This window comes from Pseudomonas sp. Tul2A7 (genome assembly GCF_054790505.1).
Genome location: NZ_CP186499.1, coordinates 4,160,001 through 4,186,089 on the forward strand (window position 1 = coordinate 4,160,001; position 26,089 = coordinate 4,186,089).

General features: G+C 58.2%; 20 protein-coding genes and 2 rRNA genes (1 of these 22 running past the window's edge). 12 read left to right on the top strand and 10 right to left on the bottom strand.

The window, feature by feature from the left end; all coding sequences use genetic code 11:
- The 3 genes from ACOYXJ_RS18770 to mrdA all read left to right on the top strand — a co-directional run.
- Nucleotides 1-2,713, top strand: a 23S ribosomal RNA gene (locus ACOYXJ_RS18770) (it extends 181 nt beyond the left edge of the window).
- A 166-nt stretch (nucleotides 2,714-2,879) separates the two neighbouring features.
- A 5S ribosomal RNA gene (gene rrf, locus ACOYXJ_RS18775) occupies nucleotides 2,880-2,995 on the top strand.
- A 228-nt stretch (nucleotides 2,996-3,223) separates the two neighbouring features.
- Complete coding sequence (gene mrdA / locus ACOYXJ_RS18780) at nucleotides 3,224-5,116, top strand: penicillin-binding protein 2 (protein WP_095121026.1); 1,893 nt, start codon at nucleotides 3,224-3,226, stop codon at nucleotides 5,114-5,116.
- A 58-nt stretch (nucleotides 5,117-5,174) separates the two neighbouring features.
- Here mrdA and ACOYXJ_RS18785 read toward each other — a convergent pair whose 3' ends face one another.
- From ACOYXJ_RS18785 to ACOYXJ_RS18795, 3 genes are all read right to left on the bottom strand, one after another.
- A complete protein-coding gene (locus ACOYXJ_RS18785; RefSeq protein WP_460370929.1) occupies nucleotides 5,175-5,846 on the bottom strand; it encodes a hypothetical protein in 672 nt (223 codons plus the stop codon).
- Nucleotides 5,847-5,931: 85 nt separating this feature from the next.
- Nucleotides 5,932-6,138, bottom strand: coding sequence for a helix-turn-helix domain-containing protein (locus ACOYXJ_RS18790; protein WP_007910409.1), 207 nt, complete (start codon nucleotides 6,136-6,138; stop codon nucleotides 5,932-5,934).
- A gap of 9 nt (nucleotides 6,139-6,147) precedes the next feature.
- The gene (locus ACOYXJ_RS18795) at nucleotides 6,148-6,753 is read right to left on the bottom strand and encodes a hypothetical protein (RefSeq protein WP_150795846.1); all 606 of its coding nucleotides are present in this window, start codon (nucleotides 6,751-6,753) and stop codon (nucleotides 6,148-6,150) included.
- A 285-nt stretch (nucleotides 6,754-7,038) separates the two neighbouring features.
- Between ACOYXJ_RS18795 and ACOYXJ_RS18800 the strand changes: the two genes are divergently transcribed.
- Complete coding sequence (locus tag ACOYXJ_RS18800) at nucleotides 7,039-7,332, top strand: MerR family DNA-binding protein (protein WP_460370932.1); 294 nt, start codon at nucleotides 7,039-7,041, stop codon at nucleotides 7,330-7,332.
- 69 nt (nucleotides 7,333-7,401) lie between these two features.
- Here ACOYXJ_RS18800 and ACOYXJ_RS18805 read toward each other — a convergent pair whose 3' ends face one another.
- Both ACOYXJ_RS18805 and ACOYXJ_RS18810 read right to left on the bottom strand, forming a co-directional pair.
- Nucleotides 7,402-7,806, bottom strand: a complete 405-nt coding sequence (locus ACOYXJ_RS18805; protein ID WP_150795847.1) for a lysozyme inhibitor LprI family protein — start codon at nucleotides 7,804-7,806, stop codon at nucleotides 7,402-7,404.
- Nucleotides 7,807-7,862: 56 nt separating this feature from the next.
- Nucleotides 7,863-8,783, bottom strand: coding sequence for an ADP-ribosylglycohydrolase family protein (locus ACOYXJ_RS18810; RefSeq protein WP_460370934.1), 921 nt, complete (start codon nucleotides 8,781-8,783; stop codon nucleotides 7,863-7,865).
- A gap of 197 nt (nucleotides 8,784-8,980) precedes the next feature.
- Between ACOYXJ_RS18810 and ACOYXJ_RS18815 the strand changes: the two genes are divergently transcribed.
- Together ACOYXJ_RS18815 and ACOYXJ_RS18820 are read left to right on the top strand one after the other, a co-directional pair.
- Nucleotides 8,981-9,469: an SRPBCC family protein gene (locus ACOYXJ_RS18815; protein ID WP_095121031.1), complete on the top strand. Its 489-nt coding sequence runs from the start codon at nucleotides 8,981-8,983 to the stop codon at nucleotides 9,467-9,469.
- Nucleotides 9,456-10,271, top strand: a complete 816-nt coding sequence (locus ACOYXJ_RS18820; RefSeq protein WP_460370937.1) for an aminoglycoside phosphotransferase family protein — start codon at nucleotides 9,456-9,458, stop codon at nucleotides 10,269-10,271. The genes ACOYXJ_RS18815 and ACOYXJ_RS18820 overlap by 14 nt, the downstream gene beginning before the upstream one ends.
- A 325-nt stretch (nucleotides 10,272-10,596) precedes the next feature.
- On the opposite strand, the gene acnA is transcribed toward ACOYXJ_RS18820, so the two are convergent.
- Nucleotides 10,597-13,338 carry an aconitate hydratase AcnA gene (gene acnA / locus ACOYXJ_RS18825; RefSeq protein WP_460370939.1) on the bottom strand — a complete coding sequence of 914 codons (2,742 nt, stop codon included), beginning with the start codon at nucleotides 13,336-13,338 and terminating at the stop codon, nucleotides 10,597-10,599.
- 222 nt (nucleotides 13,339-13,560) lie between these two features.
- On the opposite strand from acnA, the gene rlmM reads away from it, so the two are divergent.
- Together rlmM and tusA are read left to right on the top strand one after the other, a co-directional pair.
- A complete protein-coding gene (gene rlmM / locus ACOYXJ_RS18830) occupies nucleotides 13,561-14,634 on the top strand; it encodes a 23S rRNA (cytidine(2498)-2'-O)-methyltransferase RlmM (protein WP_116030921.1) in 1,074 nt (357 codons plus the stop codon).
- Nucleotides 14,635-14,799: 165 nt separating this feature from the next.
- Nucleotides 14,800-15,051, top strand: a complete 252-nt coding sequence (gene tusA / locus ACOYXJ_RS18835) for a sulfurtransferase TusA (RefSeq protein WP_460370941.1) — start codon at nucleotides 14,800-14,802, stop codon at nucleotides 15,049-15,051.
- A 137-nt stretch (nucleotides 15,052-15,188) separates the two neighbouring features.
- Here tusA and ACOYXJ_RS18840 read toward each other — a convergent pair whose 3' ends face one another.
- A complete protein-coding gene (locus ACOYXJ_RS18840; protein WP_223026977.1) occupies nucleotides 15,189-16,598 on the bottom strand; it encodes an MATE family efflux transporter in 1,410 nt (469 codons plus the stop codon).
- 159 nt (nucleotides 16,599-16,757) lie between these two features.
- On the opposite strand from ACOYXJ_RS18840, the gene pdxB reads away from it, so the two are divergent.
- On the top strand, nucleotides 16,758-17,900 hold the full coding sequence (gene pdxB, locus ACOYXJ_RS18845) for a 4-phosphoerythronate dehydrogenase PdxB (RefSeq protein WP_460370944.1): 1,143 nt from the start codon (nucleotides 16,758-16,760) through the stop codon (nucleotides 17,898-17,900).
- Nucleotides 17,901-18,068: 168 nt separating this feature from the next.
- Here the strand turns inward: pdxB and ACOYXJ_RS18850 are convergent, their stop codons facing one another.
- The gene (locus ACOYXJ_RS18850) at nucleotides 18,069-18,248 is read right to left on the bottom strand and encodes a PA1571 family protein (protein ID WP_038369402.1); all 180 of its coding nucleotides are present in this window, start codon (nucleotides 18,246-18,248) and stop codon (nucleotides 18,069-18,071) included.
- 255 nt (nucleotides 18,249-18,503) lie between these two features.
- On the opposite strand from ACOYXJ_RS18850, the gene ACOYXJ_RS18855 reads away from it, so the two are divergent.
- Entirely contained in the window at nucleotides 18,504-20,309 is a 1,806-nt protein-coding gene (locus ACOYXJ_RS18855; protein ID WP_460370946.1) for an ABC transporter transmembrane domain-containing protein, read from the top strand.
- Between the two features lie 82 nt (nucleotides 20,310-20,391).
- On the opposite strand, the gene ACOYXJ_RS18860 is transcribed toward ACOYXJ_RS18855, so the two are convergent.
- The gene (locus ACOYXJ_RS18860) at nucleotides 20,392-22,320 is read right to left on the bottom strand and encodes a transglycosylase SLT domain-containing protein (protein WP_150794807.1); all 1,929 of its coding nucleotides are present in this window, start codon (nucleotides 22,318-22,320) and stop codon (nucleotides 20,392-20,394) included.
- 214 nt (nucleotides 22,321-22,534) lie between these two features.
- On the opposite strand from ACOYXJ_RS18860, the gene ACOYXJ_RS18865 reads away from it, so the two are divergent.
- Nucleotides 22,535-24,457: an ATP-binding cassette domain-containing protein gene (locus ACOYXJ_RS18865; RefSeq protein ID WP_141127483.1), complete on the top strand. Its 1,923-nt coding sequence runs from the start codon at nucleotides 22,535-22,537 to the stop codon at nucleotides 24,455-24,457.
- A 174-nt stretch (nucleotides 24,458-24,631) separates the two neighbouring features.
- Here ACOYXJ_RS18865 and ACOYXJ_RS18870 read toward each other — a convergent pair whose 3' ends face one another.
- The gene (locus ACOYXJ_RS18870; protein ID WP_150708091.1) at nucleotides 24,632-25,069 is read right to left on the bottom strand and encodes a universal stress protein; all 438 of its coding nucleotides are present in this window, start codon (nucleotides 25,067-25,069) and stop codon (nucleotides 24,632-24,634) included.
- A 103-nt stretch (nucleotides 25,070-25,172) separates the two neighbouring features.
- Here ACOYXJ_RS18870 and ACOYXJ_RS18875 point away from each other — a divergent pair, with 103 nt between their 5' ends.
- Nucleotides 25,173-25,610, top strand: a complete 438-nt coding sequence (locus ACOYXJ_RS18875) for a hypothetical protein (RefSeq protein WP_150794808.1) — start codon at nucleotides 25,173-25,175, stop codon at nucleotides 25,608-25,610.
- The last annotated feature ends 479 nt before the right edge of the window (nucleotides 25,611-26,089 follow it).

A 26,089-nucleotide genomic window follows, 5' to 3' on the forward strand; every position in this document is an offset into this window, starting at 1 on the left:
ACCAGGGGAACTGAAACATCTAAGTACCCTGAGGAAAAGAAATCAACCGAGATTCCCTTAGTAGTGGCGAGCGAACGGGGACTAGCCCTTAAGTGGCTTTGAGATTAGCGGAACGCTCTGGAAAGTGCGGCCATAGTGGGTGATAGCCCTGTACGCGAAAATCTCTTGGTCATGAAATCGAGTAGGACGGAGCACGAGAAACTTTGTCTGAATATGGGGGGACCATCCTCCAAGGCTAAATACTACTGACTGACCGATAGTGAACTAGTACCGTGAGGGAAAGGCGAAAAGAACCCCGGAGAGGGGAGTGAAATAGATCCTGAAACCGTATGCGTACAAGCAGTGGGAGCAGACTTTGTTCTGTGACTGCGTACCTTTTGTATAATGGGTCAGCGACTTATTTTCAGTGGCGAGCTTAACCGAATAGGGGAGGCGTAGCGAAAGCGAGTCTTAATAGGGCGTCTAGTCGCTGGGAATAGACCCGAAACCGGGCGATCTATCCATGGGCAGGTTGAAGGTTGGGTAACACTAACTGGAGGACCGAACCGACTACCGTTGAAAAGTTAGCGGATGACCTGTGGATCGGAGTGAAAGGCTAATCAAGCTCGGAGATAGCTGGTTCTCCTCGAAAGCTATTTAGGTAGCGCCTCATGTATCACTGTAGGGGGTAGAGCACTGTTTCGGCTAGGGGGTCATCCCGACTTACCAAACCGATGCAAACTCCGAATACCTACAAGTGCCGAGCATGGGAGACACACGGCGGGTGCTAACGTCCGTCGTGAAAAGGGAAACAACCCAGACCGTCAGCTAAGGTCCCAAAGTTATGGTTAAGTGGGAAACGATGTGGGAAGGCTTAGACAGCTAGGAGGTTGGCTTAGAAGCAGCCACCCTTTAAAGAAAGCGTAATAGCTCACTAGTCGAGTCGGCCTGCGCGGAAGATGTAACGGGGCTCAAACCATACACCGAAGCTACGGGTATCATCTTCGGATGATGCGGTAGAGGAGCGTTCTGTAAGCCTGTGAAGGTGAGTTGAGAAGCTTGCTGGAGGTATCAGAAGTGCGAATGCTGACATGAGTAACGACAATGGGTGTGAAAAACACCCACGCCGAAAGACCAAGGTTTCCTGCGCAACGTTAATCGACGCAGGGTTAGTCGGTCCCTAAGGCGAGGCTGAAAAGCGTAGTCGATGGAAAACAGGTTAATATTCCTGTACTTCTGGTTATTGCGATGGAGGGACGGAGAAGGCTAGGCCAGCTTGGCGTTGGTTGTCCAAGTTTAAGGTGGTAGGCTGAGATCTTAGGTAAATCCGGGATCTTAAGGCCGAGAGCTGATGACGAGTTACCCTTTGGGTGACGAAGTGGTTGATGCCATGCTTCCAAGAAAAGCTTCTAAGCTTCAGGTAACCAGGAACCGTACCCCAAACCGACACAGGTGGTTGGGTAGAGAATACCAAGGCGCTTGAGAGAACTCGGGTGAAGGAACTAGGCAAAATGGCACCGTAACTTCGGGAGAAGGTGCGCCGGTGAGGGTGAAGGACTTGCTCCGTAAGCTCATGCCGGTCGAAGATACCAGGCCGCTGCGACTGTTTATTAAAAACACAGCACTCTGCAAACACGAAAGTGGACGTATAGGGTGTGACGCCTGCCCGGTGCCGGAAGGTTAATTGATGGGGTTAGCTAACGCGAAGCTCTTGATCGAAGCCCCGGTAAACGGCGGCCGTAACTATAACGGTCCTAAGGTAGCGAAATTCCTTGTCGGGTAAGTTCCGACCTGCACGAATGGCGTAACGATGGCGGCGCTGTCTCCACCCGAGACTCAGTGAAATTGAAATCGCTGTGAAGATGCAGTGTATCCGCGGCTAGACGGAAAGACCCCGTGAACCTTTACTATAGCTTTGCACTGGACTTTGAATTTGCTTGTGTAGGATAGGTGGGAGGCTTTGAAGCGTGGACGCCAGTTCGCGTGGAGCCATCCTTGAAATACCACCCTGGCAACTTTGAGGTTCTAACTCAGGTCCGTTATCCGGATCGAGGACAGTGTATGGTGGGTAGTTTGACTGGGGCGGTCTCCTCCTAAAGAGTAACGGAGGAGTACGAAGGTGCGCTCAGACCGGTCGGAAATCGGTCGTAGAGTATAAAGGCAAAAGCGCGCTTGACTGCGAGACAGACACGTCGAGCAGGTACGAAAGTAGGTCTTAGTGATCCGGTGGTTCTGTATGGAAGGGCCATCGCTCAACGGATAAAAGGTACTCCGGGGATAACAGGCTGATACCGCCCAAGAGTTCATATCGACGGCGGTGTTTGGCACCTCGATGTCGGCTCATCACATCCTGGGGCTGAAGCCGGTCCCAAGGGTATGGCTGTTCGCCATTTAAAGTGGTACGCGAGCTGGGTTTAGAACGTCGTGAGACAGTTCGGTCCCTATCTGCCGTGGACGTTTGAGATTTGAGAGGGGCTGCTCCTAGTACGAGAGGACCGGAGTGGACGAACCTCTGGTGTTCCGGTTGTCACGCCAGTGGCATTGCCGGGTAGCTATGTTCGGGAAAGATAACCGCTGAAAGCATCTAAGCGGGAAACTTGCCTCAAGATGAGATCTCACTGGAACCTTGAGTTCCCTGAAGGGCCGTCGAAGACTACGACGTTGATAGGTTGGGTGTGTAAGCGCTGTGAGGCGTTGAGCTAACCAATACTAATTGCCCGTGAGGCTTGACCATATAACACCCAAGCAATTTGCGTCGAAGAGACCAGATTGCGGTGTGTGAAGACGAAACGAACCGAAAGTTCGACTGCACTTAAAAAAGCAGCACAAAACACCGAAAGCTGTCACATACCCAATTTGCTGAAGCGAGGCCACATGGCCACGATTCGGTACCCGAATTTCTTGACGACCATAGAGCGTTGGAACCACCTGATCCCATCCCGAACTCAGCAGTGAAACGATGCATCGCCGATGGTAGTGTGGGGTTTCCCCATGTGAGAGTAGGTCATCGTCAAGATTAAATTCCGAAACCCCAATTGCGAAAGCAGTTGGGGTTTTGTTTTGCCCGCAGGAAAGTTCTTACAGCGCATTGACCTGCCCCCAACCGGCGCAAGAGATGCCATTGGGGAAATTCCTTCTGAGTGAGCGGGCAGTTTTTGGTATGGTGCAGCTCGTTTTTTAACGGACTGATGTCATGCCCATGGATCGGCACTCATTTATGTTATGTCAAAGAGTTGCTGTAGAAATGCCTGAGCCCATCCCGATCAAGGATCACGAAAAAGAGACGCGTCTGGTCAACAAACGGTTGATCGCCTGCGCCATGTTCGTCTTCGCCGTCAGCTGCGCCCTGGTCGTGCGCCTGTACATCCTGCAAGTGGTGGAATTCGACTACCACTCGACCATCTCTGAAAACAATCGCGTCCACGTCTTGCCGATCCCGCCGACACGCGGCTTGATCTACGACCGCAATGGTGTGCTGCTCGCGGATAACCGTCCCAGTTTCAACCTGACCATCACCCGCGAACGCGCCACCGACGTCAATCAAGAACTGGACGAGGTCATCAACCTTCTGCACCTGCCTGCAGAAGATCGCACAGTCTTCGATAAAGCCATGAAGCAGTCCCGTCACCCGTTTACACCGGTGACGCTGTTCTATGAGCTGACGGAAGAGCAAATTGCCGTACTGGCCGTCAACGAGTTCCGCCTTCCGGGCCTGGACGTCGAGCCGCAGTTCGTTCGCCATTACCCGCTCGGCGCGCACTTCGCCCACTCGATCGGTTACGTCGGCCGGATCAACGAAAAAGAATCCAAAACCCTCGACTCGGTGGAGTACCGCGGTACCCAATCGATTGGCAAAACCGGCATCGAACGTTTCTATGAAGCCCAGCTACACGGCCACGTTGGTTACGAAGAGGTGGAAACCAACGCCCAAGGACGCGTACTCCGAGTGCTCAAACACACCGACCCGGTCCCCGGCCAGAACATCGTCCTGAGCCTTGATATCAAGCTGCAGGAAGCCGCCGAAGCCGCGCTGGGTGATCGTCGTGGTTCAGTGGTAGCGCTCGATCCGTCGACCGGTGAAGTGTTGGCCATGGTCAGCAATCCGAGCTTCGACCCGAATTTGTTCGTCACCGGTATCAGCTCCAAGGAATACTCGGCACTGCGGGACTCGATCGACCGGCCGCTGTTCAACCGTGTACTGCGCGGACTCTACGCGCCGGGATCGACCATCAAGCCAGAAGTGGCCATCGCTGGCCTCGATGCCGGTGTGGTGACGCCGCAAACCCGCGTCTTCGACCCCGGTTATTACCAGCTCCCGGACTTTGATCACAAGTACCGCAACTGGAACCACAGCGGCGACGGCTGGGTGGACATGGACGCGGCGATCATGCGTTCCAACGACACCTACTTCTATGACCTGGCCCACAAGCTCGGTATTGATCGTCTGCACGATTACATGGCGATGTTCGGCCTCGGCGAGAAAGTCTCGCTGGACATGTTCGAAGAGTCGCCCGGCCTGATGCCATCGCAAGCGTGGAAACGCGCGACTCGCCGGCAAGCCTGGTACCCGGGCGAAACGGTCATCCTCGGCATCGGCCAGGGCTACATGCAAGTCACGCCACTGCAACTGGCTCAGGCCACGGCATTGATCGCCAACAAAGGTGTATGGAACCGGCCGCACCTGGCCAAAACCGTCGATGGCGTTGCCCCGGTCGATGAGCATCCGATGCCGAACATCCTGCTCAAGGATCCGCGAGATTGGGAACAGGTCAACCACGGCATGCAGATGGTGATGCACGATGCCCGAGGCATTGCTCGTGCGGCCGCGGCCGGTGCGCAATACCGTATCGCTGGCAAGAGTGGTACGGCGCAGGTGGTGGCGATCAAGCAAGGCGAACGCTACAACCGCGAGAAAACCCTCGAGCGCCACCGCGATAACGCCTTGTTCGTTGGCTTTGCGCCGGCTGAGCATCCGAAGATTGCGATCTCGGTGATGATCGAGAACGGTGAGGCTGGTGGTCGTGTCGCCGGCCCTGTGGTGCGGCAGATCATGGATGCCTGGCTGCTGGATCAGGACGGTCATCTCAAGCCGCAATACGCGGCGCCGACCAAAGCGCCTGGAGACCCGCACGTCTAACGGTTCGCAGCCTCGGCTCATGCTGGTTGAGCCGAGGCTGTGAGTTGCCCTGCAAAGCCTATTTGCAGCGATAACCCTCGGGCATCGTGACGGTGTAGTTGCGCTGAACACGGTCCTCGAAGTTGAGGTTCTGCAGGCCTTGCTCCACTAGAAAGTCTTCGACCTTGGAGGATTGGCAGTCTTCGTTATAGGACGAAGCGCGAAGCAGGTAGACCGGGCGCTTACTGACTTCATCGCGTGCAGTGGCAACGAAGGTGCTGAGCGTGGTGTAACCGGTGCGCTCCGAGGTACCTATCGGACCATAGGTCGTGTTCGGTTTACTCGTGCACGTCAGCCGATCGTCCTTTTTCTTGCTGGTCTTGCACACGGTAGAGGTGCTGTTCGGCACTTGCCCGTACTCGGTGGCGGTATATCGGTAAGTCACCTGTCGGCTGCCGACATCGAGGCTGACGGTCATTTTTATCGGCGCATGGTTCTTCGGCAGACTGGCGTCGGTATAAACCTCTTGGAAGCCCCTGTCTTTCAACGCATTAACCATGTCGCGAAGATAGTAACGGGCATTCAGCGCGTTTTCATCGCTGCCAGTCGCAGACGTCACCAGTACAGTCGCCTTTCGATCAAAATGATAATCCGGATCAGGTGTGGCATTTATCGCTACGTCCATTTGCGTGGCGCAGCCGCTGATCAACGCTGTCAGGAAAAACAGCGCGCAGAATAAAAACCGGGTCATGACAAAGTCGCCTTACAAACTAAGGATTGAATAAGAGTAAAACGCTGTGGACTGACGACAATTAACTCGCGCGGATGCGCAAGGTTCAGTCTTTCTGGTATTCCAGCAAATCGCCGGGCTGGCAATCGAGTGCTGCGCAGAGCTTGTCCAGGGTGGCCATTTTCACGCCCTTGACCTTGCCATTTTTCAGTAATGACAGGTTGGCCTCGGTGATGCCCAGCAGGCTGGCCAACTCTTTCGAGCGAATTTTTTGCGTGGCCATGACAACGTCAAGGCGGACGATAATGGTCATTGTATTGTTCTATATGTATTGGCTTTGCTCATCGCTGAGTACTTTTGCATCGCGCATGATAATTGAAAACAAACAGAGCAATACGCCTTTGACAATCTCGTAGGCAGAAGTGGAAGACAGGCCGACCGAGAACTGAAAAATACGATCCCCTGGCGGCAGATCAATAGACAGGGCCAAACCTTGCAGGGTCTCTACCAGCGGGTAGGCGGCCGGTGAAATGATGCACAAAATCCCTACTCGCCATAACACCTTGATATTGCGCTCGGTCCAGGTTTCGCCGCGGGACAAGCGCAGGAAAAACAACCCGGTCAGCCAAAGCACGTAGGTCGAAAGCAGGACGGGCAGGAAATCCAGAACGACGAGCAGCGCAGTGACCATTGGCGAGAGCCATGTGTCGGGGGCAAGCAGGGCACCTTCGACAAACGGGTCAAGTAATTGCGGCGAGTTTTCGGCGAAGGCGTAGAGCAGCGCCGCGAGCATTTCATCCGTTTTGAAGAACCAGATCGAAGCGTTGCCACCGACCTCGGTCACCCCCAAAACCCAGACAAGAATCGCTGCCAGTAGTCCGACCCAATGCATGCGCTGCAGTGCCAATCCGTTGTTACGAGTACTCATGAAAAATCCTTGCGGTGTCATTGGGAATGACTAATTCTCGATGTTAAATTATCGAATGGCAATAATAAATTGTTCTTTTTTTGTGAAGGGCATCGCTGGCATCGGATGCAGGGGCGAAAGACTGAACCTCAGATCAATCGTTTTGCGGGGATTTCAATGTCGATAGGCTCTCGAATTCGAAACAAGTCGAGAGCAGAGGAGGGGCGCGATCCACTCGGTGGCCGCTGATATTGATGGCGGGGGCAGGGTCACTATGGCGAGGCGGCTGTCGCGCGATTGATTCTGGTGCGCGATGCCCAGCGGCTGGGATTTTCTCTCGACACCATACGCGGTCTTTTCTTGCAGGATGGCAGTTGTTCGAAATCGCTGACCATCGAGCAAATCGATATCCGTATGGATGAGATACGCCAGATCGAGGCCAACCTGACGATGCAACGGGAGGGTTTGTTGCGGCTACGGCATGTGCTGGAGGAAAGCTTGCGCAGTGGTGCACCTGTTGTGTGCGCGAGTGTGCACAGGGCCGATTCGTATCGGCCTGAGCAGAACATGATCACGCGCAACGCGTTGAACGGGCGTTGACCCACATTTGAAATGCGTTCCAATGTGAGAGCCTGCTCGCGAAGGATTCCTCAAAACCGTGGCAAAAAATCAGGCCCCAGGCACCGGGCAGCTCATGTCACCTTCTTCACACTTCAGATACTGTTTCAGCGCCTCAACCCGCACCTTGGTCACCCCGGTCAGACAACTGCTGTAGACCCACGGATAAACGCTCCCGCCAGTTACCCCGGACGATGAAAACTTGCACTCGGCATCCCGAAACCCGAGCCACGCCCGCTGTGCACTGACCAATAGCTTCTTGCCATCCGGGTTGTCCTTCAAACGCCCGGTGATCTGCTGGTACACCGCGTTCAACTCCTTGTCCGCCGCTTTGAAGTCCTGCCCGGCGCACTGATTCATTGTCGCCTGGTCGCTGGCATTGGCGCAGTCGACGGCGGCATGGGCGAGGGGGGTGAACAGGAGGGGCGTGAGGGCCAGAAGCAGGCGTGGGGACATGGTCAAATCTCGCTGTATCGAAGTAAGTGCCGAGCAGTGTAGCGGCTGCGTTGCGCTTATTCCGGCGGGCGCATTCGGGAAGCCGCAAGCAAACGGTCGGCGGTCGCCGCAATCTCTTCAACGTCGTGCAGCTTTTCCAGCCAGTGTTCAGGAATCCCACGCACGCCGTAATAGGCGCCGGCCAACTGTCCGGTAATCGCGGCGGTGGTATCGGCGTCATCGCCCAGGTTGGCCGCCCGCAAAATGGCCGCTTTGAAGCTGTCCGTGTGGTGAAAGCACCACAACGCTGCTTCCAGCGACTGCACGCTGTAGCCACTGCCTTTGATGTCTGCCTCGGACAGAGCGAGGAAATCGCCACGCGCAATGGCGGCGACCTTGGGTTGCGAGAAGCTGGCGAAAGGCAACTGCCGCAGTTCTGCTTTGCTCGCGCCTTCAAGCGCTCTGGCAATCAACCCGGCCAACAATTGGCAACTTTCGATGGCTTCTGGTGCTGCGTGGGTGGTTCGCGAACTGTCGGCGGCAAAGCTCTGGATTTGCCGGGCGTCGGGAAAGTAGAACAGCACCACCGGAGCCAGACGCATCAGTGATCCGTTGCCGGCACTGTACGGGTCGGTCGAGCCGGCGAAGGGATCAGCGGTTTGCTGATATTGCGCCAGCGCCTGACTGACGGTCATGCCGATATCGAAACATTCACCGGTCGAGCTGAGATAGCCCCATTGCCACCAGTTGAGGTAGCGGCCCATCTGATCGGCAGCATTGAAGCCATTCTTGTTCAGCAGGCTTTCTGCCAGACACAGGGCCATCGAGGTGTCATCGGTCCACTGCCCTGGCTTGAGGTGGAACGGGCCACCGCCGACCATATCGGTCAACGGTTGGAATGATCCCCGTGGTTTGAACTCAACCGTAGTACCGACAGCGTCGCCGCATGCCAGACCAAGCAGGGCACCGCGGTAACGTTCGGCGAGGGATGGCGGCATGATTCGTCCTTGTTGATTCAAATTCGTTGGAAAAGGTAACAGTTTCGTTGGGCGAAGGGTGCCTGGATCCATCACAGTACCGGTTAGAAAACTGCAGCTTGATGTTTCCTTGCTGATGAATGACTGCACCGCTCTGATACAACTTCACATTGGACATGTGGTCATAGAGGCCTAGTGTTCAGAACAGGAGGTGACGTATGAAACCAGTACCCAATAGTTTCGAACGCAAAATCACGCTCAAGGCGTCGCGTTCGCATGTCTGGCGTGCATTGGTCGATGCCGAGGCGTTTGGCCAGTGGTTTGGTGTGGCGCTGGAGGGCAGGCGGTTTATTGCTGGTGAATGGACGCAAGGGCAGGTCACGTATCCGGGTTATGAACATGTGTTGTGGAACGTGTTGATCGAGCGGGTCGAGCCGCAGCAACTGTTTTCGTTCCGCTGGCATCCGTATGCGGTCAATCCGAAGATTGACTATTCCCAAGAGCCGACCACGCTGGTCAAGTTCGAGCTACAGGATTACGAGGACGGCACACTGCTCAAGGTTTCCGAGTCAGGTTTCGCGCATATTCCCGACGTTCGCCAGAAAGAGGCCTATTTCATGGACAGCCGTGGCTGGGAGGAGCAGTTGAGCCGGCTCGAACAGTTTCTTGCCGAGAGCGCCAAGGCCCGCGAACGTGACGGTGGCTGACATTTTCGAACCTTGGCTGAAACGCTGGGCACTGGTGCCGGACGGCGCGCCGATCATCACGCCCGGCAGCCGTCTGCTGCCGGTACGCGTGAAAGACAGGCCGGCCATGCTCAAGGTTGCGCTGGATATCGATGAGAAGCACGGCAATCAGCTGATGACCTGGTGGGGCGGTGACGGTGCCGCGCGGGTGTTGGCGCATCACGAAGATGGCCTGCTGATGGAACGCGCCATGGGCCGACGCTCGCTGATGCACATGGCAGTGAATGGCGAAGATGACGAGGCGAGCCGGATTCTGTGTTCGGCGCTGGCACGATTGCATGCACTGCGCGTAACACCACCGCCGCCGCTGGTGGAGTTGGGGCCATGGTTTGCTTCGCTGCGAGTTGCTGCTGCCCAACATGACGGTCTCTACAGCCTGAGCCTGCAAGCCGCCGAAACCCTCCTCGCCGATCCACAGGACATGGTGGTGCTGCACGGCGACATGCATCACGACAATGTTCTGGATTTCGAATCGCGTGGCTGGTTGGCAATCGATCCGAAACGGGTCAGGGGCGAGCGTGGTTTTGACTACGCCAACCTGATGTGTAACCCGGATTTGCCGACGGCCACGGATCCCGCGCGTTTTCGCCGACAGCTGGATGTGATTGTCGAGGCTGCCGGGCTTGATCGCCGCAGGCTGCTGCAGTGGGTGCTGGCGTTCGCCGGTTTGTCGGCTGCGTGGTTTTTGGAGGATGACGCGCTGGAGCAAGCCTCAGGGCAGCTGAAAGTCGCACAGATCGCCGCTTCCATGCTCGATGCCTGACACGGCTAAGGGTTTTCGGAAGGGTTGCTATGGCGAATGTCTTACACGCACTGGTAGCTTTTACGACTATTGCCGATTGGATCCACTGCGTAATCTACACACATCAACTGAGACACAGGGAGTGTTTCAGGATCAGGGATGATCGACCATTTGCAAGGATCGCTGCCGACAGGGAGTCGATAATGGTCTTGGGAAAAACCCGCTTCGGCGGGTTTTTTTTCGTCTGCATGTAGGAGCTGCCGCAGGCTGCGATCTTTTGATCTTGCTTTAAAAAGCCAAAGTCAAAAGATCGCAGCCTGCGGCAGCTCCTACATTGGTTTGTGCGTTATGAGGCGATCAACTGGCGCAGGACGTAATGCAAAATCCCGCCCGACTTGAAGTACTCCACCTCATTCAACGTATCGATGCGGCACAACACTTCGATTTTCTCCTGCTTGCCATCCTCACGAGTAATCACCAGCGGCAAATTCATCCGCGGAGTCAACTCGACGCCGGTCAGCCCCAGAATCTCAAAGGTTTCCTTGCCGGTGAGGTTAAGGCTCTTGCGGTTCTGATCAAGCTTGAACTGCAGCGGCAGCACACCCATGCCCACCAGATTGGAGCGGTGAATCCGCTCGAAGCTTTCCGCGATCACCGCTTTCACGCCCAGCAGATTGGTGCCCTTGGCCGCCCAGTCACGGCTGGAACCGGTGCCGTATTCTTGCCCGGCAATCACCACCAGCGGCGTGCCCGAAGCCTGGTACTTCATCGCCGCATCATAGATCGCCAGTTTCTCCCCGGTCGGCATGTAGATCGTGTTGCCACCTTCTTCACCACCGAGCATTTCATTGCGGATACGGATATTGGCGAAGGTGCCGCGCATCATCACTTCATGATTGCCGCGACGTGAGCCGTAAGAGTTGAAGTCCCGTGGCTCCACGCCTTTTTCGCGTAGATAATGCCCGGCCGGGCTGTCAGCCTTGATGTTGCCGGCAGGGGAGATGTGGTCGGTGGTCACCGAATCGCCGAGCAGGGCCAACACCCGCGCACCTTTGACATCCTTGATTTCCGGCAGCGGCCCGGAAATATCGTCGAAGAACGGTGGATGCTGGATGTAGGTCGAATCGTCCTGCCACACGTAAGTCGCCGCTTGCGGCACCTCGATGGCCTGCCATTGTTCATCACCGGCAAACACTTCGGCGTATTCCTTGTGGAACATTGCCGTGCTGACCTGATTCACCGCATCAGCGATCTCTTTACTCGAAGGCCAGATGTCGCGCAGGTACACCGGATTGCCTTGCTGATCTTCGCCCAACGGTTCGCTGCTGATGTCGCTGCGCACGCTGCCGGCCAAGGCATAGGCGACCACCAGTGGCGGCGAGGCCAGCCAGTTGGTTTTCACCAGCGGATGCACGCGGCCTTCGAAGTTGCGGTTGCCGGAGAGCACCGAAGCGACGGTGAGGTCGGCTTTCTGGATGGCTTTCTCGATCGGCTCGGGCAGCGGCCCGGAGTTGCCGATACACGTGGTGCAGCCGTAGCCGACCAGTGAAAACCCGAGCTGGTCGAGGTATTGCGTCAGCCCCGCAGCCTTGTAGTAGTCGGTGACCACTTTCGAGCCCGGTGCCAGCGAACTCTTCACCCAAGGTTTGCGGGTCAGGCCTTTTTCCACCGCTTTTTTCGCCAGCAGCCCGGCGGCCATCATCACGCTCGGGTTGGAGGTGTTGGTGCAAGAGGTGATCGCGGCGATGACGACTGCGCCGTTTTTCAGGCGATAAGTGTGGCCTTCGTACTCGTATTCGGCTTCGCCGACCAGATCGGCATTGCCCACCGCGACCCCACCACCGCCCTCGCTTTCCAGACGTCCTTCTTCTTTACTGGTGGGTTTGAATTGCAGATCGATGAAGTCGCTGAAGGCTTGCGGCACATTCGGCAGCGACACGCGATCCTGCGGGCGTTTCGGTCCGGCCAGACTCGCTTCGACGCTGCCCATGTCCAGTGCGAGGCTATCGGTGAACACCGGCTCCTGACCGGGCAGGCGCCATAATCCTTGCGCTTTGGTGTACGCCTCGACCAGTTTCACCACTTCCGGTGGCCGGCCGGACAGGCGCAAGTATTCCAGCGTCACGTCATCAACCGGGAAGAAGCCGCACGTCGCGCCATATTCCGGGGCCATGTTGGCGATGGTCGCACGGTCGGCCAGTGGCAGATCAGCGAGGCCGTCACCGTAGAACTCGACGAATTTGCCCACTACGCCTTTCTTGCGCAGCATCTGCGTGACGGTCAGCACCAGGTCGGTGGCGGTGATGCCTTCCTTGAGTTTGCCGGTCAGTTTGAAGCCGATCACTTCCGGGATCAGCATCGACACCGGTTGCCCGAGCATCGCCGCTTCTGCCTCGATCCCGCCGACGCCCCAGCCGAGTACGCCGAGGCCGTTGATCATCGTTGTGTGCGAATCGGTGCCGACCAGCGTGTCGGGGAACGCATAGGTGCGGCCGTCCTCATCCTTGGTCCACACGGTGCGCCCGAGGTATTCGAGGTTGACCTGGTGGCAGATCCCGGTGCCCGGTGGCACCACGCTGAAATTGTCGAAGGCGCTCTGGCCCCAACGGAGGAAGGCGTAACGTTCGCCGTTGCGCTGCATTTCGATGTCGACGTTCTGCTCGAACGCATTGGCGGTGGCGAACTTGTCGACCATCACCGAGTGGTCGATCACCAGGTCCACCGGCGATAACGGGTTGATTCGCTGCGGATCGCCACCAGCCTTGGCCATCGCCGCACGCATGGCGGCGAGATCAACCACGGCGGGTACGCCGGTAAAGTCTTGCATCAATACTCGGGCAGGGCGGTACTGGATTTCACGATCGGAGCGACGCTCCTTGAGCCACGCAGCAATGGCCTTGAGGTCGGCGCTGGTGACGGTTTTTTCATCTTCCCAGCGCAGCAGGTTTTCCAGCAGGACTTTCAGTGACATCGGTAACTTGTCGAGATCGCCCAGGCTTTTGGCGGCATCCGGCAAGCTGAAATAGTGGTAGGTCTTGTCGTCGATTTGCAGTGTTTTAAGGGTCTTCAGACTATCGAGGGACGGCATTACGATCACTCCTTTGAATCCGCACGGCTACGGATTGAGGGGACGGGCAGAGCTATCAACGTAGCCCTGTTTTCATTAGCTGGCTAATAACTGGACTCTATGAGCGGAACCAAGGTTCCGACATCGGCTATCATGCGCCGGTTTTCGTGACAGGCTTTGCTGCAACGCAAGGTCTGGACATCGCGCAGTGGCCGAATGAGCGCCCGCTGCCCAGGAGTAAGAATGAACACCCTATTCATGCATTGCCGGCCAGGCTTCGAAGGCGAAGTCTGTTCGGAGATTTCCGACCTCGCCGCGCAACTCAACGTGGCCGGCTACGCCAAGGCCAAAGCGGCCACCGCCTGCGCCGAATTTGTCTGCACCGAAGAAGACGGTGCCGAACGCCTGATGCGCGGCCAGCGTTTCGCCGAGCTGATCTTCCCGCGCCAATGGGCGCGCGGGGTTTTCATCGATCTGCCGGAAACTGATCGCATCAGCGTGATCCTCGCGCACATGGCCGAATTCCCGGTGTGCGGCAGCCTGTGGCTGGAAGTCGTTGATACCAATGACGGCAAAGAGCTGTCGAACTTCTGCAAGAAATTCGAAGGCCCGCTGCGCAAGGCTCTGACCGGCGCCGGCAAACTGGTGGAAGACGCCAGCAAGCCGCGTCTGCTGCTGACCTTCAAGAGCGGTCGTGAAGTGTTTCTGGGTATGGCCGATGCCGGCAACTCGGCGATGTGGCCGATGGGCATTCCACGCCTGAAGTTCCCGCGTGAGGCGCCGAGCCGTTCGACGCTGAAGCTGGAAGAAGCGTGGCACCATTTCATTCCGCGTGATCAGTGGGAAGATCGTCTGCACAGTGACATGACCGGCGTTGACCTCGGCGCCGCGCCGGGTGGCTGGACCTGGCAACTGGTCAACCGCGGCATGCTGGTGACCGCCATCGACAATGGCCCGATGGCTGAAAGCCTGATGGACACTGGCTTGGTGCAGCATTTGATGGCCGACGGTTTTACTTTCAAGCCCAAGCAGCCGGTGGACTGGATGGTCTGCGACATCGTCGAGAAGCCGGCGCGTAACGCCGCGATGCTCGAAGAATGGATCGGCGAGGGGCATTGCCGAGAGGCGGTGGTCAACCTGAAGTTGCCGATGAAGCAACGTTATGCCGAAGTGAAGCGTTTGCTCGAACGCATTGCTGATGGTTTCAAGGCACGCGGGATCAAGGTCGATATCGGCTGCAAACAGCTGTATCACGACCGCGAAGAAGTGACCTGCCACTTGCGTCGGCATGACATCAAGAAAGCCAAATCCCGCTGATACACCGCAAAACCCCTGTAGGAGCTGCCGCAGGCTGCGATCTTTTGATCTTAAAAAGCAAAGATCGCAGCCTTCGGCAGCTCCTACACAGGGTGTGGCGTAACGCCACAGATGACCGAATACCTGGCAATGCGCGACAATGCCGGCCAGTTTCAGGAGTGAATCATGAGTGAAATGATCGATACCCCGGTCGACGGTACCCTCGACGCCAGCGGCCTCAATTGCCCGGAACCGGTGATGATGCTGCACCAGCACATCCGTGACCTGGCGCCCGGCGGCCTGCTCAAGGTGATCGCCACCGATCCCTCGACCAAACGCGATATCCCCAAATTCTGCGTGTTTCTCGACCATGAACTGGTGAGCCAGCACGAAGAGGCCGGTACTTACCTGTACTGGATTCGTAAGAAACACGCCTGAGTCCCAGGCGAACGCAAAACCAAATGTGGGAGCGAGCCTGCTCGCGAAAGCGGTACCTCAGTCACTATTAATGGCGACTGATACACCGCATTCGCCAGCAGGCTGGCTCCCACATTTTTTGTCCCGGTTTAAAGGGTTTAGCCCGCCGAGCGACTGATCCGAATCCGCTTGCGCGCACTGCGCGTCAGGCGAATCGACAGCATCAACGCTGCGCAGCTCAGGCCAACGATCAAACCCTGCCACAAGCCGCTCGGGCCGCGTGGCTCGCCGAGCCAGTCGGTCAGGCCGAGGGCGTAACCCACCGGCAAACCAATGCCCCAATAGGCGAACAGGGTCAGGATCATCGTCACCCGAGTGTCCTGATAACCACGCAGCGCGCCGGCGGCGGTCACCTGGATCGCGTCGGAAAACTGGAACAGCGCCGAATACACAATCAGCATCGCCGCAATGTGAATCACCGTCGGGTCGGCGGTATAGATCGCCGCAATCGGCTCGCGCAGCAACAGCATCATGCTCGCCGACAGGCAGGCGTAAGCCAGTGCGGTGCCCATGCCGACGCCCGCGGCGAAGCGTGCCTCGCGTGGTTCTTCACGGCCCAATGCCTGACCGACGCGCACGGTCACCGCCATACCCAATGAGTACGGAATCATGAACACCAACGAACTGACGTTCAGCGCAATCTGGTGCCCGGCCACCACGGTAGCGCCGAGGCTGCCGATCAACAGCGCGATCACGGCGAAAATACTCGACTCGGCAAACACCGCGATGCCGATCGGCAGACCAATCCCCAGCAGACGCTTGATCACTGCCCATTGCGGCCAGTCGAAACGGCTGAAGATCTCGCTCGAGCGATAGGCTGGCGCCCAGCGCTCATACCCGGCCAGTCCCAAGGCCATCACCCACATCACGATGGCCGTGGCCCAACCGCAACCGACGCCGCCCATCGCCGGCACACCGAAGTGGCCGTAGATGAAGACGTAGTTCAGCGGAATATTCAGCGCCAGACCGCACAGGCCCAGCACCATGGCCGGGCGCGTGCGGCCGATGCCGTCACTGGTGCAGCGCAGCACGTGATAGAACGCCACCGCCGGCAAACCGCTGGCGATGCCATGCAGGTATTGCATGCACGGGCCGATCAGCTCGGGATCGACCTTCATCAAGTGCAGTACCGGCTCGGCGGCGACCAGCATCGCCGTCGCGATCAGCCCGACTACCAGCGCCAGCCACAACGCCTGACGCACGAGCGGGCCGATTTCGCTGTGAGTGCCAGCGCCAAAACGCTGGGCGACTTTCGGCGTAGTTGCCAGCAGGGTGCCGGTCATCAGCAGAAACACCGGCACCCAGATCGAGTTGCCCAGCGCCACGGCCGCCAGATCCTTGGGCCCGACGCGGCCAGCCATCACCGCATCGACGAAGCCCATGGCCGTGGTCGCCAGTTGCGCGATGATGATCGGCAACGCCAGGGCGAGCAGGTTCTTGAACTCCAGGCGAATACGCGCGGGGCGGGTCAGGGAAACAGCGACAGGTTGATCAGTTACAGAATTCACGGGCAAAGCGTCCACAGGTGTTGATGCGCAAGGCGCCGCATTCTACGCCGCTGACGCCTTGGTCAGGAAAAATCCTCTGTTGCGGATTTGTAAGCGCAAAGCCTGCTGGCCCGGCGACCGATCTGCACCTAAACTGCCGATCCGCCAAAGGAGCCCGCCATGCTGATTGTTGCCGACGAAAATATCCCGCTGCTCGATGCCTTTTTTGCCGGTTTCGGCGAGATCCGCCGGGTGCCGGGCCGTTCCATCGACCGAGCGACGGTCGAGCAGGCTGACGTATTGCTTGTGCGCTCAGTGACCAACGTCAACCGCGCGTTGCTGGAGGGCAGCAAGGTGCGCTTTGTCGGCACCTGCACCATTGGTACTGATCATTTGGATCTCGACTACTTCAATGAGGCCGGCATCACTTGGTCGAGTGCGCCTGGCTGTAATGCCCGGGGCGTGGTCGATTACGTGCTGGGCAGTCTGATGACGCTTGCCGAAATCGAAGGTATCGATCTGACTCAGCGGACCTACGGTGTCGTCGGCGCCGGTGAGGTGGGAGGGCGCCTGATCAAGGTTCTGAAAGGGTTGGGCTGGAATGTCAAAGTCTGCGATCCGCCGCGTCAGTCTGCCGAAGGCGGCGATTACGTCAGCCTGGAGCAGATCATCGAGCAGTGCGATGTGATCAGTCTGCACACGCCATTGACCCGCAGCGGCGACGGGGCCACTTGGCATTTGTTCGATCAGCAGCGTTTGCAGCAGCTCAAGCCCGGCGCTTGGTTGATCAACGCAGCGCGTGGTCCGGTTGTGGATAACGCCGCGTTGCGCAAAGTGCTGCTGGAGCGTGAAGACCTGCAGGCCGTTCTCGATGTCTGGGAGGCAGAGCCGGAGGTCGACGTGGCGCTGGCCGAACTCTGCGTGCTGGCCACGCCACACATTGCCGGTTACAGCCTTGATGGCAAACAGCGCGGAACGGCGCAGATCTATCAGGCCTATTGCGAGTTCAGCGGTCAGCCGTCCAGCATCCAGCTCAGTGACTTGCTACCGGCGCCGTGGTTGTCGCAAGTGACCTTGCATGGCGACAGTGATCCGGCCTGGGCGCTGGCGATGTTGTGCCGTGGTGTCTACGACCCGCGCCGCGATGATGCGGATTTTCGCCGCAGCCTGGTAGGCAATGTCGGCGAGCAGCGGGCGGCGTTCGATGTGTTGCGCAAGCAATATCCGGTGCGACGCGAGATTGAAGGGCTGAAGCTGCGGATTGAAGGGGCGTCGCCAGAGTTGGCGAGGATCGTGGCGGCGCTGGGGGCGGTGGCTGTCTAGAAACCGGGTCGGCCCTTTCGCGAGCAGGCTCGCTCCCACATGGATCTGTGATTCACTGAAGATCTTCTGTGGGAGCGAGCCTGCTCGCGAAGGCTGCGCCACAAATACCTGATCTGCAGACAGAAAAAACCCGGCCAAAGGGGCCGGGTCAGGAAGACGGTGGCTATATCACTCTTGTTCGGCAGGCTTGACCAATCGCTTCTCCAGCTCACTGCATGCTTGCTGGATCATTTCTTCAGTGATCGGTACTTCGCGCCCATCCTTATCCAGTATCGAGCAACCCAGAGATTGGCCGGGCTTGGTGCGGATCACTTCAATTTTGTCTTCGCTGCTGTGTTGCAAGGACATGGCCTGTCTCCTCATCAGGTTGTGCGCCTAGGGTAAAACCGCCACGTGACCGGGCTGTGACAACTTCCTGCGGTCTGTCAGTGGAGGCATCTCCACTCAAACAGAAACGACCGCTCGTCTCAACCGGGACTTTAGACCAATAGTAACTATGGCCTAGTCTTTGGGGGCATATTTAACCTGACTCATTGTGATTTACAGAGTTCCGCTCCAAGAAGGTTTAGGCTAGCCCTTTCACCAACACGGATGTGTACCTGAATGACCCCGAAGCTTTCTTCACGACACCGTCGGGCCCTGCGTCTGACCACTCGATTTCTGGCCCCTTACCGCTGGCAAGTCATCGCTGCGCTGCTGGCGTTGATCGTCACCGCCGCCGTCACGCTGTCGATGGGGCAGGGGATCAAATTGCTGGTCGACCGTGGCTTCATGACCCAGTCGCCGCATCAGCTCAACCAGAGCATCGGCATCTTCATGCTGATGGTGTTGGGGTTGGCGGTCGGCACGTTCGCGCGGTTTTACTGGGTGTCGTGGATCGGCGAGCGCTGCGTGGCCGATATTCGCCGTGAGGTGTTCAACCATCTGGTCTATCTGCATCCCGGCTTCTACGAGAACAACCGCAGTTCGGAGATTCAGTCGCGGCTGACCGCCGACACGACGCTGCTGCAATCGGTGATCGGCTCGTCGCTGTCGATGTTCCTGCGCAACCTGTTGATGGTGATTGGCGGTGTCATCCTGCTGTTCGTGACCAATGCCAAACTCACCAGCATCGTGGTGATTGCTTTGCCGTTCGTGGTCGCACCGATCCTGATTTTCGGTCGGCGTGTACGCAACCTGTCGCGGCTGAGCCAGGACCGCGTCGCCGATATCGGCAGCTATGTGTCGGAAACCCTCGGCCAGATCAAAACCGTGCAGGCCTACAACCATCAGGTGCAGGACGAGCGCCGTTTTGCGACAACGGTCGAAGACGCGTTCGACACGGCACGCAAACGCATCTTTCAGCGTTCGTGGATGATCACCATGGTGATCGTACTGGTGCTCGGTGCGGTGGCGGTGATGTTGTGGGTCGGCGGCATGGACGTGATCGCCGGGCGCATCACCGGTGGTGAACTGGCCGCGTTTGTTTTTTACAGCCTGATTGTCGGCAGTGCGATAGGTACGTTGAGCGAGGTCATCGGCGAACTGCAGCGTGCGGCGGGTGCCGCCGAGCGGATCGCTGAGCTGCTGGGTTCGGAAAATATCATCCAGCCACCTACCACCGGGCTGATGACCTTGCCGCAGCGCGTGCGCGGCGAACTGCAACTGCAGGACGTGCGTTTTTCCTACCCCTCGCGTCCTGAAAGCTACGCGGTCAATGGCTTGAATCTGACAATACGGGCCGGTGAGACGCTGGCGCTGGTCGGGCCGTCCGGCGCCGGCAAGTCCACCGTGTATGACTTGCTGTTGCGATTTTATGACCCGCTAGAGGGGCAGATCCTCATCGATGGTGTGCCGTTGACCCGTCTTGATCCGCTGGATTTGCGCCGCCACTTTGCCTTGGTGTCACAGTCGCCGGCGCTGTTTTTTGGCAGCGTCGAAGAGAATATTCGTTACGGCAATCCAGGGGCGACGCTGGAGCAAGTCAAGGACGCGGCAAAAATTGCTCACGCCCACGACTTCATCGAGAAAATGCCCAACGGTTACCAGACCCATCTCGGCGATGGTGGCCTTGGTCTTTCCGGTGGTCAGCGCCAACGTCTGGCGATCGCTCGGGCGTTGCTGGTCGACGCACCGATCCTGCTGCTGGACGAAGCCACCAGCGCCCTCGATGCGCAGAGCGAACACCTGATTCAGGAAGCGCTGCCGAGCCTGATGCAGAACCGCACCACGCTGGTGATCGCGCATCGACTGGCCACGGTGAAAAACGCTGACCGGATTGCGGTAATGGATCAGGGCAAACTTGTGGCCATTGGTACTCATCAGGAGTTGATTGCCAGCAATCCGTTGTATGCGCGGTTGGCGGCGTTGCAATTCAATGATGGCAAGAGCGCTTCAACTAATCCTGTCACCGATCCTGCCATTCACTAAGTAACCGCTCAGGTTGTACCTATAAAAAATGCCCGTATCTCGCGATACGGGCATTTTTTGTTACTCGGCGTCAGCCGCGTGATCACTGGTCGTCAAAGTACCGTTCATGCCAATCCACCAGCGGCTGTGGCGAGTTGAGCTTCTGGCCGTAAATCACCGAATACGACAGCACGTTCTGCACGTACTGACGGGTCTCGTCGAACGGAATGCTTTCCACCCAGACGTCGAAGCTCAGATGATCAGCACCGCGCAGCCATTGGCGCACACGACCGGGGCCGGCGTTGTAGGCGGCGGAGGCGAGGACACGGTTGCCGTTGAACTGGCTGTGCACCTGGCTCAGATACGCGGCGCCGAGTTGAATGTTCTTGTCTGGATCGAGCACTTGCTGCGGCGAGGCAAGCGGGATGCTGAACTTGCGCGCGGTTTCCTTGGCGGTGCCGGGCATCAATTGCATCAGGCCACTGGCACCGACACCGGAGCGGGCGTCGTCCATAAAGGCACTTTCCTGGCGGGTAATGGCGAACACCCAGCTCGAATGCAGACCACGTACCTTGGCTTCACGCACGAGCGTTTCGCGGTGGGCCATCGGGAAGCGGATATCCAGATCGTCCCAGTACTGCGCCTGACTGATGGTGCGGATCGCCGGGAAGTACCATTTCAGGTCGTAAGCCAGTTTCGCCTGGGCAACCATTTCATCGCGATTGAAATGGCGGCTGACGTGATACCACTCGCGGCGACCGTCGACGATCTGCCCGCGGGCGTGGAATTCCAGCGCGCGGCGTACGCCCGGGGTGTTGCGCACCTTGTTGATCAGCGCCTGACTGAGGACCAGTGGCTTGTTGTTCAGCGAGTACGGCGATTGCGAGCGGTCGGCGGCGAGGAAACCGTAGAAATCACGTTCCCGTGCGAGGCCTTTGTACAGCGTCTGCGCTTCCGGGTTCTGCGGCTGAGCCAGTTCCAGACTGCGTGCCTGCCAGTAGCGCCAGCGGTTGGTGGTGGCCAGATCCTGCGGCAGACGGCGGGTCAACTGATACGCATCGTCCCAACGGGCCAGACGCAACAGCAAGCGCAGGCGCCATTCGGAAACGGTGTTGTCGCGCAACTCCGGGTCGTATTTGGTCATCACGTCCAGCGCACGGCTGTCGAAGCGCCGGGCGAGAGTCAGGCCGATTTCCCGGGCGATCGCGACTTTTTCATCGCGGGAGAAATGCATGCTGCTGGCGTAGCCGTCGAGCAGGGCCATGGCCTTGTCCGGATCCTGACGGGCGAGGCGACGCAGGCCGAGGCTGACCACGTCGGACATCGGCTCATCGGCCGGAGTAAAGCGCGAAGGTTGATTGAGCAGTTCCGGTTTCTGCGCCACATCCACCAGCAAGCGACCGCGTGGGGCGAGGGTGGTCAGGCCGTTGACCAGACTGTTGGCCAGTGGATAGTTGCGCGTCTGAGCGGCGAGTTTGGTGCGCTCCCAGCGTTTCTGCTCGGTGAGCTGGCCGTCGGCGGCCCAGATACCGAACAGCGCGTCACACGCGGCGGGTTGCGATTTGCCGGTCAGCCACAGCTTGTCGGCGTTGGCGTAACCCTCGGCTTTCTTGTCGTGGGTGATCTGGTATTGCGCATTGAGGCAATCCAGCTCGGTGAAGTTGAGTTTCGGGTCGTAGTACTTGACGAAGGTCGCCCAGTCGCCTCGGTCGGCGAGCCAGCGCAACCAGCGCAGTTTCATCCAGTTGGCCTGGGGCAGGTCACCGTGCTCGGCGAGAAACTTCTCGATCTCGGCGTTGCTCGCGGTCTTCAGGCGCGCGGTCAGTTCGTCGTAGGCCAGGTACGGTTCCAGCGGGTAATCGGCCAACGCCTGGCTGTAGCGGAAATACGGGCCGGTATCGCCCTTGGCCAAGGCGCGCTTGGCTTCATCGTAATACTGGCGTTGGGTGGACAGGTCCACCGCCTGGGCGGATTGAGCGGCAGCGGCGGTAAGTAGCAAACAGGACAAAACACTGAAAAGGCGACTGCGCATGAGACATCCGGGCAGAGAAATCATGACAAGTGCCGACACGAATCAGCACTGAATTGTCTGTAGCTTAGCCTTTTGCCAGCAAGCGGCGAAAGCTTTGCGGGCCTCGCAGCACAAGTTCGCAACAATTGTTGTGCAGAGTGCTTCGACAGACAAATTGCCGGCCTGCTGAAGCCCTAACTCAGGTAGAATGCGCGCCCGGTTTTTGGAGAAGCTCATGACCCTGCTCAAATTCAGCGATGTGTCCCTTGCGTTCGGCGCTATGCCGTTGTTGGACAAGGTGTCCTGGCAGATCGCCCGTGGTGAGCGGGTGTGCATCATCGGCCGCAACGGCACTGGCAAGTCCAGCATGATGAAACTGGTCAAGGGCGACCAGAAGCCCGATGAAGGCTCGGTGTGGCGTGCCCCCGGTCTGAAAATCGGCGAATTGCCGCAAGAACTGCCAGTGGCCGACGATCGGACGGTGTTCGACGTGGTCGCTGAAGGCCTTGATGGCGTGGGTGCGTTGCTCGCCGAGTACCATCACCTCGCGCAGAACTGCGTCACTGAAGAAGACCTGAACAAGCTGATGCATGTTCAGCAAGACCTCGAAGCCCGTGATGGCTGGCGTTTGCAGACTCTGGTCGAAAGCACCTTGAGCCGTCTGCAACTGCCGGCCGACAAGACCCTCGCCCAGTTGTCCGGCGGCTGGCGTCGTCGCGTGCTGCTGGCACAGGCGCTGGTGTCCGAGCCGGATCTGCTGCTGCTCGACGAACCGACCAACCACTTGGACATCGGTGCGATTGCCTGGCTCGAAGAAGCGCTGAAAGATTTCCAGGGCGCCGTGCTGTTCATCACGCACGACCGTTCTTTCCTGCAAAACCTCGCCACACGCATCCTCGAACTGGATCGCGGCGGCCTGATCGACTGGAACGGCGACTACGCCAGCTTCCTCGTGCACAAAGAAGCCGCGCTGGCCGCTGAAGAGACCGCCAACGCGCTGTTCGACAAGAAACTGGCCCAGGAAGAAGTCTGGATCCGCCAGGGCATCAAGGCGCGCCGCACCCGTAACGAGGGCCGCGTCCGCGCCCTGAAAGCCCTGCGTGTTGAGCGCAGCGAGCGTCGCGAGCGCACTGGCAAGGCCAACATTCAGTTGGACACTGCCGACAAGTCCGGCAAGCAGGTGATGGTCCTCGAGAACGTGAGTTTCGCTCACCCGGGCGGCCCGTTCCTGATCAAGGATTTCTCGATGGTGCTGACGCGCGGCGACCGTATCGGTCTGCTCGGCGCCAACGGTACCGGCAAGACCACCCTGCTGAAACTGATGCTCAGCGGTCTGCAACCGACCAGCGGCAAAGTGGAAGAGGGCACGCGGATCGACGTGGCGTACTTCGACCAACTGCGTCATCAGCTGGATCTGGAAAAAACCGTGATCGATAACGTCGCCGAAGGTCGCGACTTCATCGATATCGACGGTCAGAGCCGTCACGTGCTGAGCTACCTCGGCGACTTCCTGTTCAGCCCGCAGCGTGCCCGCACGCCGGTCAAAGCGCTGTCGGGTGGTGAGCGTGCGCGTCTGTTGCTGGCCAAACTGTTCAGCAAACCTGCGAACCTGCTGGTGCTCGACGAACCGACCAACGACCTCGACGTGGAAACCCTCGAGCTGCTCGAAGAAGTGCTGCTGACTTTCAACGGCACGGTGCTGATGGTCAGCCACGACCGGGCATTCCTCGACAACGTCGTCACCAGCACCCTGGTCTTCGAAGGCGAAGGCAAGGTGCGTGAATACGTCGGCGGCTATCAGGACTGGATCCGTCAGGGCGGTTCGCCGCGTCTGTTGGGCGTGACTGAAAGCAAGTCGGGCAAGGCTGATCTTAATTCGGCAGTGGTTACTGCAGAGCCGGCAGTGGTCGCAGCGCCTGCGGCAGCTGCTCCGGCTGCCAAGAAAAAGTTGAGCTACAAGCTGCAACGCGAGTTGGAAGCGCTGCCGGGCGATATCGACGCCAAGGAACAGCAGATCGCCGCAGTGGAGGCCGAGATGGCTGAAGGCGGTTTCTATCAGCGTCCACCGGCTGAAACAGCCAAGGTGATTGCTTCGCTGGAGCAATTGCAGGCTGAGCTGGATGCGTTGATGGAGCGTTGGGCCGAGCTGGATGCCTGATTGATCCGGATGTGAAAAAGCCCGGCGTTCAGTGATGAACGCCGGGCTTTTCACATGCGGGTGGAGACCCAATGTGGGAGCGAGCCTGCTCGCGAATGCGGTGTGTCAGGCGGCATTAATGCTGAATGTGCCGACGCCTTCGCGAGCAGGCTCGCTCCCACAATGATCAGTGTTTCAACGTTTGACCAGGTGTACCGCTAATACGTCGCATGGCGCGCCGTGCAGAACGTCATTCGCGGTCGAGCCGAGCAACAGCGCCAGACCATGACGGCCATGGCTGCCGACCACGATCAGATCGCACGTTTGTTCTTTGGCGAAATGATGGATTTCCTGGCGTGGCTGGCCATAGGTCAGGTGGCAATTGGCGCCTTCAAGCTCAGTGTACTTTTGTTTCAAGCGCTCAAGTCGTTCCTTGGCCTGATCGAACTGCTGTTGTTGCAGTTGTGACAGATCCATTGGCACGTCGCCGCCGAATGCCATGGCCATCGGCTCAACGATATGCACCAGCGAAAGCTTGGCGCCATTGCTTACCGACAGCTCGCGGGCGCGGTGAATCACAGGGTCGCACTCTTCGGTCAGATCTACGGCGACCAGGATGTGGTGGTAGGGCATGAGGTGCTCCTCGTGAGGTTTCAATATTGTTAAGTATGGCTGGTTTCAAGCGCGTTGGTTCCAAAGTGACACAATGCGCTCACCAAGAATTGGGAATAGAGATATGACGGTCTGGTTGGTGGTGTCAATCCTGCTGGTGGTTTTAAGTCCGCTGGCGTGGTTGCGCCCATCGCGCGCGCAAAGCGGTCGCATCGCCCTGCGCATGGAGGCGCGCCGCATCGGTCTGGCCATGCAACTGGCGCCTCAGGAATGGCCGCACTGGCTGGCGCAAGAGCCGCCGAACCCGTGCGCGCAGTATCATCGGCCGCGCCGTGGCAAGTCGCCTGCCTGCTGGACTTACTGGCAGAAAGCGCCGGGGGTGTGGGTCAATCAGTGGCAGGAAGTCTGCGAAGATCGGGCGCTGCTTGATCATTTCGAAAAATTGCCGGGCAACGTTTTCAAAGTCGAGGCAGACAAGCAGATGATCGCCTTGTATTGGGGCGAGAAGGGCGACGCCACGGTTTTGCTGGATATCGATGCCACCCTGAAAGCACTGGCATGACGCGCAGACTTTTCCCACTGCAATGGTGGGGAAGGTCTGGCAGACGCGCAATAAAAAGCCCGACATGATTCATCGGGCTGGGGTGGCCAGGCAGGCCGGAAATCTTTTTGATGCTGAGTCAGTCAGCGCATTTCCCTGTCGTCCACCCAGCGTAGCCCTTTAAACAAGGGCTGCTGCGAATTAGGGCGACTTTTCTAACTATTGATTCTATGAATGGCTTCACATGCAGACGCGTGTTGCGGGTCTTCGTCTTACAGAAATGACCGCAAAGTCGCATTTCAACCCGTATTTTGGGCGATTGACAATTGTCGGAAATTCCGTGAAGGTGACGTACCCAAATCAAACGGGCGTATGAATTGAGCGTTTGTCTTACAGACTGCTCCTACAGAATCCCGACTATCGCGTTGGCGGGTGTGCCGGGTGGATTGGCGTCAGCATCGACGAAAAAGCGTCCTGCCGAGCCATTCGCCTGCGTCCGA

What these genes read in the sequence shown, in the direction of transcription:
- mrdA (WP_095121026.1), top strand. Translation starts at nt 3,224, where the DNA reads ATGCCTGAGCCCATCCCGATCAAGGATCACGAAAAAGAGACGCGTCTG.
- ACOYXJ_RS18785 (WP_460370929.1), bottom strand. Translation starts at nt 5,846, where the DNA reads ATGACCCGGTTTTTATTCTGCGCGCTGTTTTTCCTGACAGCGTTGATC.
- ACOYXJ_RS18790 (WP_007910409.1), bottom strand. Translation starts at nt 6,138, where the DNA reads ATGACCATTATCGTCCGCCTTGACGTTGTCATGGCCACGCAAAAAATT.
- ACOYXJ_RS18795 (WP_150795846.1), bottom strand. Translation starts at nt 6,753, where the DNA reads ATGAGTACTCGTAACAACGGATTGGCACTGCAGCGCATGCATTGGGTC.
- ACOYXJ_RS18805 (WP_150795847.1), bottom strand. Translation starts at nt 7,806, where the DNA reads ATGTCCCCACGCCTGCTTCTGGCCCTCACGCCCCTCCTGTTCACCCCC.
- ACOYXJ_RS18810 (WP_460370934.1), bottom strand. Translation starts at nt 8,783, where the DNA reads ATGCCGCCATCCCTCGCCGAACGTTACCGCGGTGCCCTGCTTGGTCTG.
- ACOYXJ_RS18815 (WP_095121031.1), top strand. Translation starts at nt 8,981, where the DNA reads ATGAAACCAGTACCCAATAGTTTCGAACGCAAAATCACGCTCAAGGCG.
- acnA (WP_460370939.1), bottom strand. Translation starts at nt 13,338, where the DNA reads ATGCCGTCCCTCGATAGTCTGAAGACCCTTAAAACACTGCAAATCGAC.
- rlmM (WP_116030921.1), top strand. Translation starts at nt 13,561, where the DNA reads ATGAACACCCTATTCATGCATTGCCGGCCAGGCTTCGAAGGCGAAGTC.
- tusA (WP_460370941.1), top strand. Translation starts at nt 14,800, where the DNA reads ATGAGTGAAATGATCGATACCCCGGTCGACGGTACCCTCGACGCCAGC.
- pdxB (WP_460370944.1), top strand. Translation starts at nt 16,758, where the DNA reads ATGCTGATTGTTGCCGACGAAAATATCCCGCTGCTCGATGCCTTTTTT.
- ACOYXJ_RS18850 (WP_038369402.1), bottom strand. Translation starts at nt 18,248, where the DNA reads ATGTCCTTGCAACACAGCAGCGAAGACAAAATTGAAGTGATCCGCACC.
- ACOYXJ_RS18855 (WP_460370946.1), top strand. Translation starts at nt 18,504, where the DNA reads ATGACCCCGAAGCTTTCTTCACGACACCGTCGGGCCCTGCGTCTGACC.
- ACOYXJ_RS18860 (WP_150794807.1), bottom strand. Translation starts at nt 22,320, where the DNA reads ATGCGCAGTCGCCTTTTCAGTGTTTTGTCCTGTTTGCTACTTACCGCC.
- ACOYXJ_RS18865 (WP_141127483.1), top strand. Translation starts at nt 22,535, where the DNA reads ATGACCCTGCTCAAATTCAGCGATGTGTCCCTTGCGTTCGGCGCTATG.
- ACOYXJ_RS18870 (WP_150708091.1), bottom strand. Translation starts at nt 25,069, where the DNA reads ATGCCCTACCACCACATCCTGGTCGCCGTAGATCTGACCGAAGAGTGC.
- ACOYXJ_RS18875 (WP_150794808.1), top strand. Translation starts at nt 25,173, where the DNA reads ATGACGGTCTGGTTGGTGGTGTCAATCCTGCTGGTGGTTTTAAGTCCG.